The organism is Rhizobium sp. WYCCWR10014, from assembly GCF_001657485.1.
Classification (GTDB): domain Bacteria; phylum Pseudomonadota; class Alphaproteobacteria; order Rhizobiales; family Rhizobiaceae; genus Rhizobium.
In genome coordinates, this window is the sequence record NZ_LXFU01000029.1 from 324,332 (window position 1) to 339,039 (window position 14,708).

General features: G+C 58.7%; 10 protein-coding genes. 8 read left to right on the plus strand and 2 right to left on the minus strand.

Features of this window, described 5'->3' with window-relative positions:
* Position 1 precedes the first annotated feature (1 nt).
* The gene (locus A6U98_RS10215) at positions 2 to 1,735 is read left to right on the plus strand and encodes an FAD-dependent oxidoreductase (protein WP_064649676.1); all 1,734 of its coding nucleotides are present in this window, start codon (positions 2 to 4) and stop codon (positions 1,733 to 1,735) included.
* On the opposite strand, the gene A6U98_RS10220 is transcribed toward A6U98_RS10215, so the two are convergent.
* Positions 1,730 to 4,582, minus strand: a complete 2,853-nt coding sequence (locus A6U98_RS10220; RefSeq protein WP_064649677.1) for a winged helix-turn-helix domain-containing protein — start codon at positions 4,580 to 4,582, stop codon at positions 1,730 to 1,732. The two genes, A6U98_RS10215 and A6U98_RS10220, sit on opposite strands and share 6 nt — an antisense overlap.
* Positions 4,583 to 5,052: 470 nt before the next feature.
* On the opposite strand from A6U98_RS10220, the gene A6U98_RS10225 reads away from it, so the two are divergent.
* The 5 genes from A6U98_RS10225 to A6U98_RS10245 all read left to right on the plus strand — a co-directional run bounded on the left by A6U98_RS10225 (position 5,053) and on the right by A6U98_RS10245 (position 9,810).
* Positions 5,053 to 6,600, plus strand: coding sequence for a winged helix-turn-helix domain-containing protein (locus tag A6U98_RS10225; RefSeq protein ID WP_064649678.1), 1,548 nt, complete (start codon positions 5,053 to 5,055; stop codon positions 6,598 to 6,600).
* 223 nt (positions 6,601 to 6,823) lie between these two features.
* Positions 6,824 to 7,579, plus strand: coding sequence for an alpha/beta hydrolase (locus A6U98_RS10230; RefSeq protein WP_082933865.1), 756 nt, complete (start codon positions 6,824 to 6,826; stop codon positions 7,577 to 7,579).
* A gap of 227 nt (positions 7,580 to 7,806) precedes the next feature.
* Positions 7,807 to 8,607: a type 1 glutamine amidotransferase domain-containing protein gene (locus tag A6U98_RS10235; RefSeq protein ID WP_064649680.1), complete on the plus strand. Its 801-nt coding sequence runs from the start codon at positions 7,807 to 7,809 to the stop codon at positions 8,605 to 8,607.
* A gap of 115 nt (positions 8,608 to 8,722) precedes the next feature.
* Positions 8,723 to 9,022 carry an antibiotic biosynthesis monooxygenase gene (locus tag A6U98_RS10240; protein WP_018243941.1) on the plus strand — a complete coding sequence of 100 codons (300 nt, stop codon included), beginning with the start codon at positions 8,723 to 8,725 and terminating at the stop codon, positions 9,020 to 9,022.
* Between the two features lie 146 nt (positions 9,023 to 9,168).
* Positions 9,169 to 9,810, plus strand: a complete 642-nt coding sequence (locus A6U98_RS10245; RefSeq protein ID WP_012759334.1) for a LysE family translocator — start codon at positions 9,169 to 9,171, stop codon at positions 9,808 to 9,810.
* Between the two features lie 83 nt (positions 9,811 to 9,893).
* Here the strand turns inward: A6U98_RS10245 and A6U98_RS10250 are convergent, their stop codons facing one another.
* Positions 9,894 to 10,325 (minus strand): hypothetical protein, encoded by a 432-nt coding sequence (locus A6U98_RS10250; RefSeq protein ID WP_064649681.1) that lies wholly within the window; start codon positions 10,323 to 10,325, stop codon positions 9,894 to 9,896.
* 210 nt (positions 10,326 to 10,535) lie between these two features.
* Between A6U98_RS10250 and A6U98_RS10255 the strand changes: the two genes are divergently transcribed.
* On the plus strand, positions 10,536 to 12,623 hold the full coding sequence (locus A6U98_RS10255; RefSeq protein ID WP_064649682.1) for a M3 family metallopeptidase: 2,088 nt from the start codon (positions 10,536 to 10,538) through the stop codon (positions 12,621 to 12,623).
* Positions 12,624 to 12,780: 157 nt separating this feature from the next.
* Positions 12,781 to 14,601, plus strand: coding sequence for a translational GTPase TypA (typA, locus tag A6U98_RS10260; RefSeq protein WP_064649683.1), 1,821 nt, complete (start codon positions 12,781 to 12,783; stop codon positions 14,599 to 14,601).
* Positions 14,602 to 14,708: the final 107 nt, after the last annotated feature.

The window sequence follows — 14,708 nt, forward strand, 5'->3', positions numbered from 1 at the left end:
GATGGCCTATAGCGGTGACTTCAGCACAGCCAACAGCCCGATTTCCGCCGAACTAAGGGAGATACCTGGCGAGGCGTTTCCTCGCCTCACGCCCGAGATGATGGCACGCATTGCCCCGTTCGGACGGAGGGATCAATTCGACGGCGGTGAATACTTGTATGAAGTCGGTGATCGGGAGGTCGATTTCTTCATCATTCTGAACGGGTCAGTCGACGTGTTCGAAAGCGACGGACACGGGGGCCACGCGATTGTCGCCAGGCACCAGGTCAATCAATTCACTGGAGAGTTGCATCATCTAAGCGGACGGGCGGTTCTGGTATGCGCGCAAACCACGGCTTCCACGTCTGTCATCCGCCTTTCCCGCGTATCGCTTCTCAGGCTGGTGAACGCCGAGCCGGACATCGGAGAGATCATTTTGCGTGCGCTTATACTGAGGCGCGCCAGACTTCTGGAATTCGCCGAGGGCGGCACCGTGATCGTGGGCAGTTGCCGCTCCGGAAATACGGTCCGCAGTCAGACTTTCCTGGAAAGGAACGGCTATCCCTATCGCTGCCTCGACACTGACGTCGACCACGATGCACGGGCTGCAATGGAGACATTCCATGCCGACGCCGATAGCCTGCCGATCGTTGTTCTCAACGGCGTCAGGGTACTCACTCAGCCGACCAACCATGATCTTGCCGAGGCTCTCGGGATCACGGAGCGGCTGAGCTCTTCGCATGCATATGACGTGGTTATCGTGGGTGCCGGGCCATCCGGTCTCGCGGCGGCGGTCTACGCCGCATCCGAAGGGCTGAACACGCTGGTCATAGAGGCGGTTGGGCCTGGCGGACAGGCGGGCACGAGTTCGCGCATCGAGAACTATCTCGGATTTCCAATGGGTATTTCGGGACAGGATCTCGCCCGGCGAGCGCAAATACAGGCTCAGAAGTTCGGCGCACGTTTCGCCGTCGCCGAGGCGGCGTGGCGTCTCGATTGCACTTGCTATCCGTTTGGGGTGCACTTGGAAGGTGGCAATATGGTGTTTGGCCGATCTGTCGTTGTCGCGACCGGCGCTCGCTACCGAAGACTGGATATTCCCGAGTCCCAACGCTTCGAGGGGAAGGGAATTCACTATGCGGCGACGTCGATCGAGGCGCAGCTTTGCGAAGGCACGGAAGCCGTGGTGGTGGGCGGTGGAAACTCTGCCGGGCAGGCCGCGATCTTCCTGTCGGCAAAGGCGCGTCATGTGCATCTGCTCGTCCGGGGTGACGGACCTTCGGACGCTATGTCGGACTATCTTGTCGGTCGCATCATGCAGTCCCCGCGGATTACCCTACATACCCGCAGCGAAATCACCTCGCTTGCCGGTGAAGGCTACCTTTCATCGGTGCGATGGGGACAACCCGGGAAGGAAGAGTCCGAACATACGATATCGAACCTCTTTCTGATGATCGGGGCTGTCCCAAACACGGACTGGCTGGACGGTTGCGTCGAACTCGATGATCGGGGTTTCATCCTGACTGGCTACGACCACGACGGCGCACCGAACGGTTCGCCCTATGCGACCAGCGTCCCGGGCATATTCGCGGTCGGCGACGTCCGAGCCAAATCCGTCAAGCGCGTTGCCTCCAGCGTCGGCGAAGGATCAGTCGTGGTCCACTCGATCCACGGCTGGCTGGCGAGCAATCCGGTGAGCCGCGAAACAGCGGATCGATCGGTGGCGTTTGAGGATGCGTCTGGCGACTCGCTATGAGCCCGGAAGTCGTCCAAGATCCTGCAGCTCCGTCATAAGGTTTCGGGCTCTCTGCAAGTCCGGAGTATCGAACCCATCGATGAACTGGCCATACACTGGCTCGAGAACGCTCTTGGCCTCATCGATCTGCAATCGGTCTCTAAGCAGAGCAGCAAGATCAGTTGCGCAGCGAATTTGCCACGCCCATGCTCCATTTTCCTCCGCCACTGTCAAAGATCCCCGCAAGGTGGAAAGTGCTTCTTCGTCGCGGCCGACCGATCGTTCTTTGACAGCCCTAAGACGTAGCAGCTCGGGCACCATCGAACGTTGCGGTCCCACTTCAAACAAATAGTCGAGAATCCGTACGCCCTCATCCATGTGCCCGTTCGCATAGAGGGCTCTTATCAAAAGCGCATAATAAACATGACGTCCGATCTGCTTGAGGCCCGTGCGGAGCCCATCGAACGCTGACATTAGTCCATCCGGGTCCTTTCGAACGCCTGAAAGCGCGTCAAGCGCCTCAATGTAGCAGCTTGCGACCGGAATCCATGCCGGCATGCCGTGACGGAAGATCGTATCCTTTAGTAGCGCGGCATATTCCCTGGCTAGAGCATGCTCCTGACATTCGCACAGCACGAAAAGCACGCCGTGAGTGTAGCAATAAATAAGCGTCCATCCATGACGGGCTTCCAAAGCCTCCCTCGCTGCAGCTTGAACTCTATTCAAACCAGTCCCAGGCCTGCGCGATCCAAGCCAGTAGAGTGCGGCCAATATAGTATCCGTCCTGATCCTTGGATCGAGGTCGAAGCGAGAAACCGTGCCATCGGCGGTATTTTGCAACTCCAGACGCAATTTCTCCAACCGTGCAATCGCCGGCCGGTACTCGCAACGTATGATTTCCCATTCCGTACAAAGATGCTCATGCTCCCACTGCGCCGCCCGATTATTGGAGCGCATGGCGAGCCCTTTCAATTCTCTGAGAGTCTTCCGGGCTTCGGTCTGGTGGCCAGGCAGGAGCCGATATCTCGCCAGGGCGCCTAAGGCTTGGCACTCGGCCCGACTATCGCCGATCTGACGTGATAGCTGAATTGCTGTTTCAAAGATCTTGATAGCCTTCTCCGCATCGGCTGATATGTAGCTGCTCACTGCGGCGAGCCCGACGACCAGCTTGAGCTTCAGGGTTGTGTCTCTGCAGCCAATCCGATCGAACTCGACGAGCGCCTGTTCGCAGTTCCTGCGGGCCTCTTCGCTCAACGACGACTCATGCCACAGTGGCAACCCCGATGCCACCAACTGCATGCCAAGCAGCGGATCGGCGCGAAGAAAGAGTGCCCAGCCGATGGCCCTGCGCAAATCGTCCGCACGACTGGCGTAGGCGATATGCCACTGCCGCGTCGGAAGTCTTGCCTGGTCGGCATTCGCACGAGTGAAGATGTCCAGCACAAGTCGGGCGTGGGCCTGAGACACAGCGGTCAGTTCCCCCGCGGCTTCCAGCAGATTGCCTGCGAATGCTCGAGTACTGTCGAGAAGCCGGTATCGCATACCACCTGACATCTGTTCGACGCTCAGCATCGACTTGGCGCGCAGGCCGGCAATGGCATCAAAGACGACCGTTGGATCCAAACCATGGTGGACAACGATGCAAACAACCTCATCCATATCGAACGTGCCCATGAAGATCGAGATGGCACGCAACACGGCTGCCTCGCTCTTCGTAAGGAGTGCGTAGCTCCACTGCATCGTCGCCAGCAGAGTCTGTTGACGAAGCGGTCCCTCCTGGTCAGGTCCGACCAGTGTGGCGAAACGATCGTCAAGTTCTTCGAGAACATCAGCAGCACTTCGGCTTCCGAGCCGGGATGAGATAAGTTCTATGGCGAGAGGCGATCCGTCGAGCCGCCTGCAGATCTCGGCAACGGCAGATGCATCCCCATCCTCCGTCTTGTATTTCCCTTTCTCTGACGCTCGTTCGACGAGAAGTTGTGGTGCGGAATAACGGAGGACTTGTTCGGCTGTATGGATATGGTCAGGCGGTGGAACTTCCAGAGGAGCAAGCCAGAAGACCTCTTCTCGCTTCGCGCGGAGAGCCTGGCGGCTCGTCGCCAGAATCCTCACATCACTTGTGTTTGCCACAATGACATCGCAGAGATGGGCAACGGCATTGAGCACATGCTCGCACGTGTCCAGCAACAGCAAGGTCTTCCTTCGAGCGAGGATGGATGAGATCGCGTCGAGGCGATCCTGGCTACCTGAACTGATGCCCAGCGCAGCCGCAACTGAAGGGATGACGAATTCCTCGCCGGCCACTCGGGAGAAATCTATGAAGGTGATGAGATCTCCCTCTTCGTCTTCGAGCAGTTGCACTGTGGCGACTGCAACCGTTGTCTTGCCGATGCCCCCAGGGCCAACGATCGTCGTCAGCCGGTTGGCGGCAATCCTAGCTCGCAATTCAGCGATTTCGGCATCCCGTCCGATAACCGTGGCCAATTCGGGAAATCGGGTGTTTGCCACAACGGGAAGATCCGCAATTTTTGGGATTTCTCCGGTAATGACCTGATCGGTCAGCCGGTAGCCACGGCCTACGAACGTCCTGATATAGTCTTCTGTGGGAGTGTATTCCCTTAATGCCCGCCTAAGCGAAGCGATCGTCACTTTCAGATTGGCTTCATGGACAAAGATGCCGGGCCACGCGGCATTGTACAGCTCCTCCTTATATACCAACTCACCCTTCTTCCGGGCCAAGGTCACGAGCATCTCCATTGCCCGACCGCCAAGCTGAACCTCTTCAGCACCGCAAAACAAACGGCGATGCTCCCCGTAAAGGCGAAAGGGACCAAATGCCACCACATCATCCGGTTCCGTCGGTACCATGTGTTCCTCTTAGCGTGCCGATGATCGACCCGGCGCAAGAATGATATCAATGTCACTATCGCGCGGGTGGACGCGGCAATCTCAACATCACTCTAAGCGAACGAACACGGGAGGGTCTGCCTCCCGCCTGTGGGCCTGTCGGACGAACTGACCCCAGTTGCCTCATTTTTAAGGGCCGCGCCCACCGCTCGCCGTTCAGTCTTTCCTCGACGGAACACCCGATGCTTGGATCTTCAAATCAATAAACAACGTCGCCGCACAGGTCTGCTGGTCAGTGCCTCCGTCGCGCATAACTACTTACAGCCTGTAAAGTCTCGGACCGCCGGCGCGAAGTTTCTGCCGCGGCAAACCATTCCACGCCAATATTTACCGGATTTTACCTCCCATTGGGAGCGAACTCTCATAATATTGAAGCTGAATATATATGGATTAACTGCCCTACGAGTGCAAAACCATTGAGGGGAACCAATATGGAAACTCACGCTGGGAACGGCTATTTCGGGTTCGGACCATATCGCTTGAATCCGGCTGCAAGAGTTCTCCGGCGAGGCGACGATCTGCTTGCGATAGGCAGCCGCGCCTTCGACGTCCTTGCCGCTCTCGTTCAAAATCATGGACGGGTTCTCTCTCACGGGGAGCTCATGGCATTCGCATGGCCCGGTCTCCACGTCGAAGCCTCCAACATAAGAGTGCAAATGACGCATCTGAGGCGCGAAATCGGCTGTGGCGAAAACGGTAATCGCTATATCGTCAGCGTGGTGGGCCGCGGCTACAGCTTCGTCGCCCCCGTCATATGGGAAGAGGCGTCCGAGCTGGAGGACAGGTATGCGCCCGTGAGCTGCGATCAGGCTTGCAATGGATCTAACGGCGCAACGAATACCTCTTTTCCGCCTCGTTTGAGCCACCCTATCGGCCGAGACGAGAATATTTCCAAGCTTTCGCAGATGGTGGCTGAGCGCCGGTTCGTGACCGTTGTGGGTGCAGGAGGGGTCGGCAAGACGACTCTGGCCATCTTGGTGGCGCACGCCCTCCACATGTTTGACCATGCGTGTTTTGTCGATCTCGGCATCATCGATGATGAAACGGCCGTCTTGGAAGCGGTAGCCTCGGCTCTGGAGATCCCCTTTTCAGCAGGCGATGCCATCGGCGACATCATCGGTCAGTTGTCTCCACGAGGCACCCTCGTAATCCTTGACAACTGCGAACACGTTATTGACACCGTGGCCGATATCGTGAGTTCGGTGCTCAGGCGTACCGCCAGTGTGCATATTCTCGCCACGAGCCGAGAAGCGTTCCGTTTGCCCGGCGAGGCCGTATATCTTCTCCGGCCACTTGGTGTTCCTCCGCCTACAGGGCGTTTGACTGCCGCTCAGGCGCTACTTTGGCCTGCGATTCAGCTTTTCGTGGAACGTGCGGTCGATGGCGGCTATCTGGAGTCGTTAGGCGACGAGGAAGCAGCGGCAATAGCGGCTATTTGCCGGAGATTGGACGGCAATCCGCTGGCGATAGAACTTGTGGCGAGCCGCATGGCCCCCTACGGCCTAGATCGGGTCGCGGAGCTGTTGGACAACCAGCTCTCCTTGCGATGGAGGGGCAGCCGATACGCCAACCCACGCCACCAAACCGCAGAAGCGATGATGGATTGGAGTTACGCTCTTTTATCCGACATGGATCAACGGGTATTCAGGCGACTGTCGGTATTCCCGGGCGAGTTTTCCGTTGATGCTGCCCTCGCGGTCGTGGAAGATGATGACTTCGAGCAGGCAGATATCATCAAATCGATCGGCAATCTTATCGACAAGTCCCTCCTCTCACTTCATCCGGGAACAGGACCTGCGCACCTCAAGCTATCGGGCATCGCTAAAGCCTATGCGGCGTTCAAGCTCCTTGCCTCCGGGGAGCGCGCACCCATCGAACAACGCCAGTCTTTGTACCATGTTCAAGCGGCTCAACAGTGCCGCGCAAGCATGGCTGTCTCTTCGGATGGCGGACAGACGATGCAGCTCCGGGCGTCTTAGGCCGCGTCCTTGCAATTCCGGGGTTTGTGGCGGTGACGGACGACTGCCGCAGGCTTCGACAGTTCCCGATAGGCGAAGGATCCGAAAGAAAAAGCCTGAATAGTCCAACACGCGACTAAGCACGGCAAAATCGCAGGATTTAACCACAATTAATATGCCTCCGAGGCTGGGTTGGTCGATTATTCCCGTGTCGCCATCGAGATCAATGATCGGAGAACGTCGCATGTCCCAAAACCTTGGACTTATCTTCAGCGCCCTGGTGGCGTTCGCAAGCACATCTCCCGCCGCTGTCGCTGCGGATCTCAAAGCCAAGACCGTTGTCCTTGTTCACGGCGCTTTCGCCGACGGATCGTCCTGGCAGAAAGTCATCCCCCTTCTGGAAAAGGCCAGATTGAAAGTTGTCGCCGTCCAAAATCCGTTGGAGTCCCTGGAGAGCGACGTGGCTTTCACCAAGCGCGCGATCCGCGATGCCGAAGAACCCATCGTACTCGTCGGTCATTCGTGGGGCGGCGTAGTGATCACGGAAGCGGGTGATGACCAGAAGGTGAAATCCCTGGTCTACGTAGCTGCCTACGCGCCTGATGCCGGTCAATCGCTGGTCGATGTCGCCTCCAAGTACCCTGACCAGGAAAGCCGGAAGACATTCGTCAAGGACGAGGATGGGTATCTGAAGATAAGCGATGAAGGCATTTCCAGGTATTTCGCGGCCGGCCTCTCCCCGGACGAGCAGAGGCTCGTTGCCGTCGTGCAGGGACGTTTCCATGTGCGTGCCACCACCACGCCCGTCAGCCATGCCGCCTGGCGTGACAAACCGTCTTTCATGGTCGTGGCGACGCAGGACCAGATCATCGCTCCCCAGATGCAAAGGGATCAGGTGAAATCTGCAAAGGCGGAGATGATCGAAGTACCTTCCGGCCACGTGGCGATGCTCTCCCATCCCGAGGAGGTAGCGGATCTCATTGTGAAGGCGGCCCAATAGGTGGCAAGGGCGAGCAGGCCTCTTTCGCTTGGGCGAAACAACTGAAATCCGGATCGACAGAGGCGAATAAGACGATGCCACCCCTCGTTATAGCCTTACGCTTCGAAGCGAAATGGATGCTTACGGAAGGCGGAGCCAAGGTGGCCTGCAGACATCCCTGAAGGGCTCTACCATCGTGACCATCCGCCGTACGGCACCAATTAACCACATCAAATAAGGAGGATTCTATGAGCAAGGGTAACGTTCTTGTCGTTGGGTCGAATGCCACCCGGATTGAAATTCAGGGCGGTGGAACTGGCCCAACCGGCCAATATCTCAACGAAACCGTGGTGCCAGCCATGGCTCTTGTTGCCGCCGGATACGAGATCGTGTTGGCAACGCCCGACGGCACCAAGCCGCACATCGATCCCGTGTCGGACGCGGCACAGCATTTTGACGGCGACGAAGCTGCTCACAAGCGCGGGCGCGCCTTTTTCGACGACCATCGGGCGATGAACGATATCAGGACATTGAGATCAGTCATCGAAGACGGGATCGATGGTTATGCCGGCGTCTTCGTACCCGGCGGTCAGGCACCGGCCGTCGATCTTATGCAGGATGCCGATCTCGGCGAGATCCTCCGCCGCTTTCATGCTCGCCGGAAGCCCACGGCCTTTCTTTGCCACGGGCCGATCGCCTCGCTTGCCGCACTGCCGCACGCAAAGGAATATCGGGCTGCCCTGATTGCAGGCGATGTTTCCGAAGCGTCTGAACTCGCCAGGGGCTGGCAGTATGCCGGTTATAAGATGACGGTGTTCTCCGCCAGTGAGGAGAAACCGATCGAAGAACAGGTCCTTCATGGCAAGCTCTATTTCAACATGCCAGACGCATTGCGCATGGCGGGTGGCGACGTCACGATGAACCCGGTCGACTTCTCCCCCCATGTGATAGAGGACCGCGAGCTGATCACAGGCCAAAATCCGCGATCGGATCATCCTCTTGCGGCGAAACTGGTCGACGCCCTCAACCGGGTGACGGTTTCGGCGTGATCTGATGGAACACGGCATGGAAGGTGATGGCGTGCCTTCTATGCTGTTATCCCGGCCCGCAACGTCTCGTCCGCCCAAGCAAGTTACCTCATGCATTCCATCAGGAGCGTTCTGTATGACACAGTCGCCGACCAAGATCACAGCCATCCTGACAGCTCATCTCGGAAAGGCCGTCGAGTTACGAGCATTGCTTGTTGGCATGGCACCGCTTTGCCGGGCCGAACCCGGCAATCTGCGCTGGGATGTCTGGTGCGACCGGGCGCATGGCGAGCGATACGTGCTCGATGAACTCTATCTGGACGCCGCCGCCGTCGAGGTGCATCGCATGACACCCCATTATCAAGCCTATCTGGCCAAGATTCCCGAACTGGCAGAGAGAACGGCCTGGGTGCTGGAGGCGGTAGAGGTCGGATAGTTCCCAGCAACACGACAGTACCACCGCGGGCCGAAAGCCGCCTCTGGTAGCGTTTGCTACCTGATCCCACTCTCCATGGCAGTGCACCACCCTTGACGGATGGCCGTGATCGCTTAGTCTGCTGTCATCATCCTCGGAGCATTTCCATGACGCAGTCTTTGCTCTTCGGCGCCTTTCTGGCGGCGCTCTTCTACGTGCTCATTCCGGGACCCGCCTTCCTGCAGCTGCTCGGCATCGGCGCCGGGCAGGGCCGCAAGGCCGGTGCCTTCTTCATGATGGGGCATCTGGTCGGGGATCTTATCTGGTCGTCGCTGGCACTGATCGCGATCGTCGGGGCAAAGACGATCGGAACCTTCGTCTTCGACCTGCTCGGCCTTGCCTGCGGCTTCTACCTCGCCTGGATCGGCTGGAGCGCCGTCAATGCCAAGCCGAAAGCGGAGGGGCAGGCGCTTGTTGTGGTCGAGCGGCCGTTTCGCCGTGGTCTGATCTTCGGCGTCACCAATCCGAAGGGCTATCCGGTGGCGCTCGCCACTTTCACCGCACTGGTTGCTGGCTCGGCCGGCGCGCTCGATTTCGAGGCGTTGCCGGTGCTGCTCGTCGTTTCGTTCGTCGGTTTCGTGACGGCTGACATCATCCTGATCGGCATCATCGGCGCCGGTACGGTGCGGCGCTTCTATCGCGCCCATGAGCGGTTGATCGTGCGCTGCTCGGGCGTGCTTTTCATGGGATTTGCCGCCCAGGCGCTCTGGCACGCAACGCCCGGCCTGCTCGGCTGGCGCAAGGCCTGACCTAGAACAGGATGCATCCTGTTCTAAAGTTAGAGCATGATGGCGTCCGAAAACCGCTCACACTTTTCGGCATCATGCTCCGATCAGCCATCGAGGAAATTGACGATCGATTTCAGCGTCTGAACCTCATTGGGATCGCCGATCGACATGGCGATCTGCAGCTGGTTCTTGTAGTAATCGAGGAAATTGAAGCTGGTGCCGTCGGTGACGCTGGAGAGATCGATGATGTTGCCGAGCGGATCGATCGCATGCATCGGCAGTGGTTCGGAGATCGCGGCGTAGGTGTTCTGATCGATCAGGCCGCTGTCGAAACTCTGACGTGCGTAATTGCGCAGTTCTCCAGGGCTGACCGCGGTGAAATCCGGGCCTTCGCCAACTTCGTCTTCGATCTGGAATGAGGCCGGGGCGGGAGCTCTGGTCTCGATTTCAATATCAGAGGTCTTCGAACTTTTTGCGTTATTAGGATTGTTTTTAAAAAGCAAACTCTGAGAAGACCGCACAGAAAAAATTTCCATGGCGCATGTCCCCTTACAAGAAGAACATCGGAAAACTAGCGCCTGCGCGTGATTCGCGTCAATCGTTAACGATTGGTTAATTTTCACGTAGCAATTGTTGTCCACCAGATTTGGCAGGTGAGGACAAAAGGTCCTTCCCGGCAGCATACCAATTCTATGACGGCTCTCCTATATTGACGATCCATCTGCATGCCAAAAGGGAATTCTCCGATGCCTTCTCCACATGATTTCAATCCGGCGCTGGTGACCTGGGACGGTCTTCACGGCTTGCCGCGTTTCGATGCTGTTGATGACGGTGATTTTGCCGCCGCCTTCGAAGCCGCGCTTGCCGCGCATGAAAAGGAGATCGACGAGATTGCCGGAAACGGCGATGCGCCGACATTCGACAATACGGTCGTGGCGCTGGAGATTGCCGGCGACGCACTGTCGCGCGTTTCGTCGCTGTTCTGGAACAAGGCGGGCGCCCATACCAATGATGTGATCCAGGCGCTGGAGCGGGAGATCTCGCCGAAGATGTCGCGCCATTATTCGAAGATCGGCATGAATGCCGCGCTTTTTGCCCGCATCGACACGCTCTGGGAGAATCGCGAGACGCTTGGTCTGACGCTCGAACAGACACGCGTGCTGGAACGCCACTGGAAAGGCTTCGTCAAATCGGGCGCCAAGCTCGAAAAGGCCGAGCAGGAAAAACTCGCCGCGATCAACGAAAAACTTGCCGGCCTCGGGACGCAATTCGGCCAGAACGTGTTGGCCGACGAGAAAGCCTGGGCACTGGTCCTTTCTGATAGCGCCGAGCTCGAGGGCCTGCCGGAATTCCTTCGCGACGCGATGGCGGCGGCAGCGCGTGAACGCGGCGAAGAGGGCAAATATGCGGTGACGCTGTCACGCTCGATCATCGAGCCCTTCCTCACCTTTTCGGAGCGCCGCGATCTGCGCGAGCAGGCTTTCAAGGCGTGGGTGGCGCGCGGCGAAAATGACGGGGAGACGGATAACCGCGCCGTCATCAGAGAAACGCTGGCGCTGCGCCATCAGGTAGCGACGCTGCTTGGTTACGGCAATTTCGCCGAGCTGAAGCTCGACAACACGATGGCGAAGACGGCGGATGCGGTGAACGGCCTGCTGAGGGCTGTCTGGGCGCGGGCGGTGAAACGCGCCGGCGAGGAGGAGGTCGATATCGCGGCACTAATCGCCGAAGAGGGCCGGAACCACGAGGTGATGCCCTGGGACTGGCGCCACTATGCCGAAAAGATCCGCGCACGGAAGTTCGATTTCTCCGAAGCCGAGCTCAAGCCTTATCTGCAGCTCGAGAAGATCATCGAAGCCTGCTTCGACGTGGCCGGCCGGCTGTTCGGCATCCGGGCCGTCGAGAAGAAGGGCGTGGCTGCCTATCACCCGGATGTCAGGGTGTTCGAAATCAGGGACCGCGAGGACAAGCTCGTCGCCCTCTTCCTCGGTGATTATTTCGCCCGCAGCTCGAAACGATCAGGCGCCTGGATGAGCTCGTTGCAATCGCAGCACAGGCTGGAGCTGAAGAACGGCCGCCACGGCGAATTGCCGATCATCTATAATGTCTGCAACTTCGCCAAGCCGGCGGAAGGCAAGCCGGCGCTGCTGTCGCTCGACGATGCCCGCACCCTATTCCACGAATTCGGCCATGCGCTGCACGGCATGCTTTCGAACGTTACCTATCCCTCGGTTGCGGGCACCGGCGTTTCGCGCGATTTCGTCGAGCTGCCGTCGCAGCTCTATGAGCACTGGCTGACGGTGCCCGCTATTCTGAAGCGTTATGCCGTGCATGTTGAAACCGGCGAGCCGATGCCGCAGGCCCTGCTCGATAAGGTGCTTGCCGCCCGGACCTTCAATGCCGGCTTCAATACCGTCGAGTTCACCTCGTCGGCGCTGGTCGACATGGCGTTTCACACGAGAAAGACCGTCGAGGACCCGATGGCGGTGCAGGCCGAGGTGCTGGCCGAGATCGGCATGCCGAAGTCGATCGTCATGCGCCATGCGACGCCGCACTTCCAGCACATCTTCTCCGGCGGCTATTCGGCCGGCTATTACTCCTACATGTGGTCGGAGGTGCTCGACGCCGATGCCTTTGCCGCCTTCGAGGAGACGGGAGACGCCTTCAACGGCGAGATGGCGCGCAAGCTCAAGGACAATATCTATTCCGTCGGCGGCTCGGTCGATCCGGAAGACGCCTACAAGGCCTTCCGCGGCAAATTGCCGAGCCCGGATGCGATGCTCGTCAAAAAAGGACTTTCGACCTTCGAGGAATTGACAGGCAGCGACGCCTAAGACAATTTGATGACATGCGATGATGCGGCGGGGCGACAGCCTTGCCGCAGCTTTTGCGCGTTCCCCCCTTTCGCAAACGCAAAAAAAACTGTATGGACGCCCCAAACTAATAGGCGCGCCCTCTAGAGCGTGCGCCCCAGCTTCAGAGATTTCACATATGGCACTTCGCAATATCGCGATCATCGCGCACGTTGACCATGGCAAAACGACCCTGGTGGATGAGCTTCTCAAGCAGTCCGGCTCGTTCCGCGAAAATCAGCGTGTCGCTGAACGCGTGATGGACTCGAACGATCTCGAAAAAGAACGCGGCATCACCATTCTCGCCAAGGCGACCTCGGTGGAATGGAAGGGTGTCCGCATCAACATCGTCGACACCCCCGGCCACGCCGACTTCGGCGGTGAAGTCGAGCGCATTCTCTCGATGGTGGATGGCGCGATCGTTCTCGTCGATGCGTCCGAAGGCCCGATGCCGCAGACCAAGTTCGTGGTCGGCAAGGCGCTGAAGGTTGGCCTTCGCCCGATCGTCGCGATCAACAAGATCGACCGTCCTGATGGCCGCCACGAAGAAGTCATCAACGAAGTCTTCGACCTCTTTGCAAACCTCGACGCGACCGACGAGCAGCTCGACTTCCCGATCCTCTACGGTTCGGGCCGCGACGGCTGGATGAACGTCAATCCGGAAGGTCCGAAGGATCAGGGTCTTACGCCCCTTCTCGACCTGGTGCTCAAGCATGTTCCGGAGCCGACCGTCCACGAAGGCCCGTTCACGATGATCGGTACGATCCTCGAAGCCAACCCCTTCCTCGGCCGCATCATCACCGGTCGTATCAATTCCGGTTCCATCAAGCCGAACCAGGCAGTGAAGGTTCTCCACGCCGACGGCAAGACGATTGAAACCGGCCGTATTTCCAAGATCCTCGCCTTCCGCGGCATCGAGCGCACGGCAATCGACGAAGCGCATCAGGGCGATATCATCGCGATCGCCGGCCTTTCCAAGGGCACGGTCGCCGACACCTTCTGCGATCCTTCGATCACAATACCGCTGCCGGCGCAGCCAATCGATCCGCCGACCGTCACCATGTCCTTCATCGTCAACGACAGCCCGCTGGCCGGCACCGAAGGCGACAAGGTGACCTCACGCGTCATTCGCGACCGTCTCTTCAAGGAAGCGGAAGGCAACGTCGCCCTGAAGATCGAAGAAGCCGAAGGCAAGGATTCGTTCTACGTGTCCGGCCGCGGCGAACTTCAGCTCGCCGTTCTCATCGAAACCATGCGTCGCGAAGGCTTCGAGCTTGCCGTGTCGCGTCCGCGCGTCGTGATGCACAAGGACGAAAGCGGCCAGCTTCTGGAGCCGGTCGAAGAGGTCGTCATCGACGTCGACGAAGAACATTCCGGTGTCGTCGTGCAGAAGATGTCCGAGCGCAAGGCCGAAATGGTCGAGCTGCGTCCGTCGGGCGGTAACCGTCTCCGCCTGCGTTTCTACGCGCCGACCCGTGGCCTGATCGGCTACCAGTCGGAGCTGCTGACGGATACGCGCGGCACGGCGATCATGAACCGCCTGTTCCACGACTACCAGCCCTATAAGGGTGTGATCGGTGGCCGCGTCAACGGCGTGCTGCTCGCCAACGCTCCCGGCGAAGCCGTCGCCTATGCGATGTTCAACTTGGAAGATCGTGGCCCGATGATCATCGAGCCGGGCGAAAAGGTCTATGCCGGCATGATCATCGGCATCCATTCGCGCGACAACGACCTTGAAGTCAACGTCCTGAAGGGCAAGCAGCTCACCAACATCCGCGCCGCCGGCAAGGATGAAGCGGTGAAGCTGACACCGCCGATCCGCATGACGCTTGATCGTGCGCTCTCCTGGATTCAGGATGACGAGCTGATGGAAGTGACGCCGAAGAATATTCGTCTGCGCAAGATGTATCTCGACGCAAACGATCGCAAGCGTTTCGAAAAGACGAAGGCGGCTCTCTGAGCGCCATTCAAAGTGCTGCAGCGTTTTGGGCTTCCGAAAAGAGGCGCGGCGCTGGAGAGAAATCCTTAAAAACCCCGGCCCTCGCGCCGGGGTTTTTTATTGTGCGA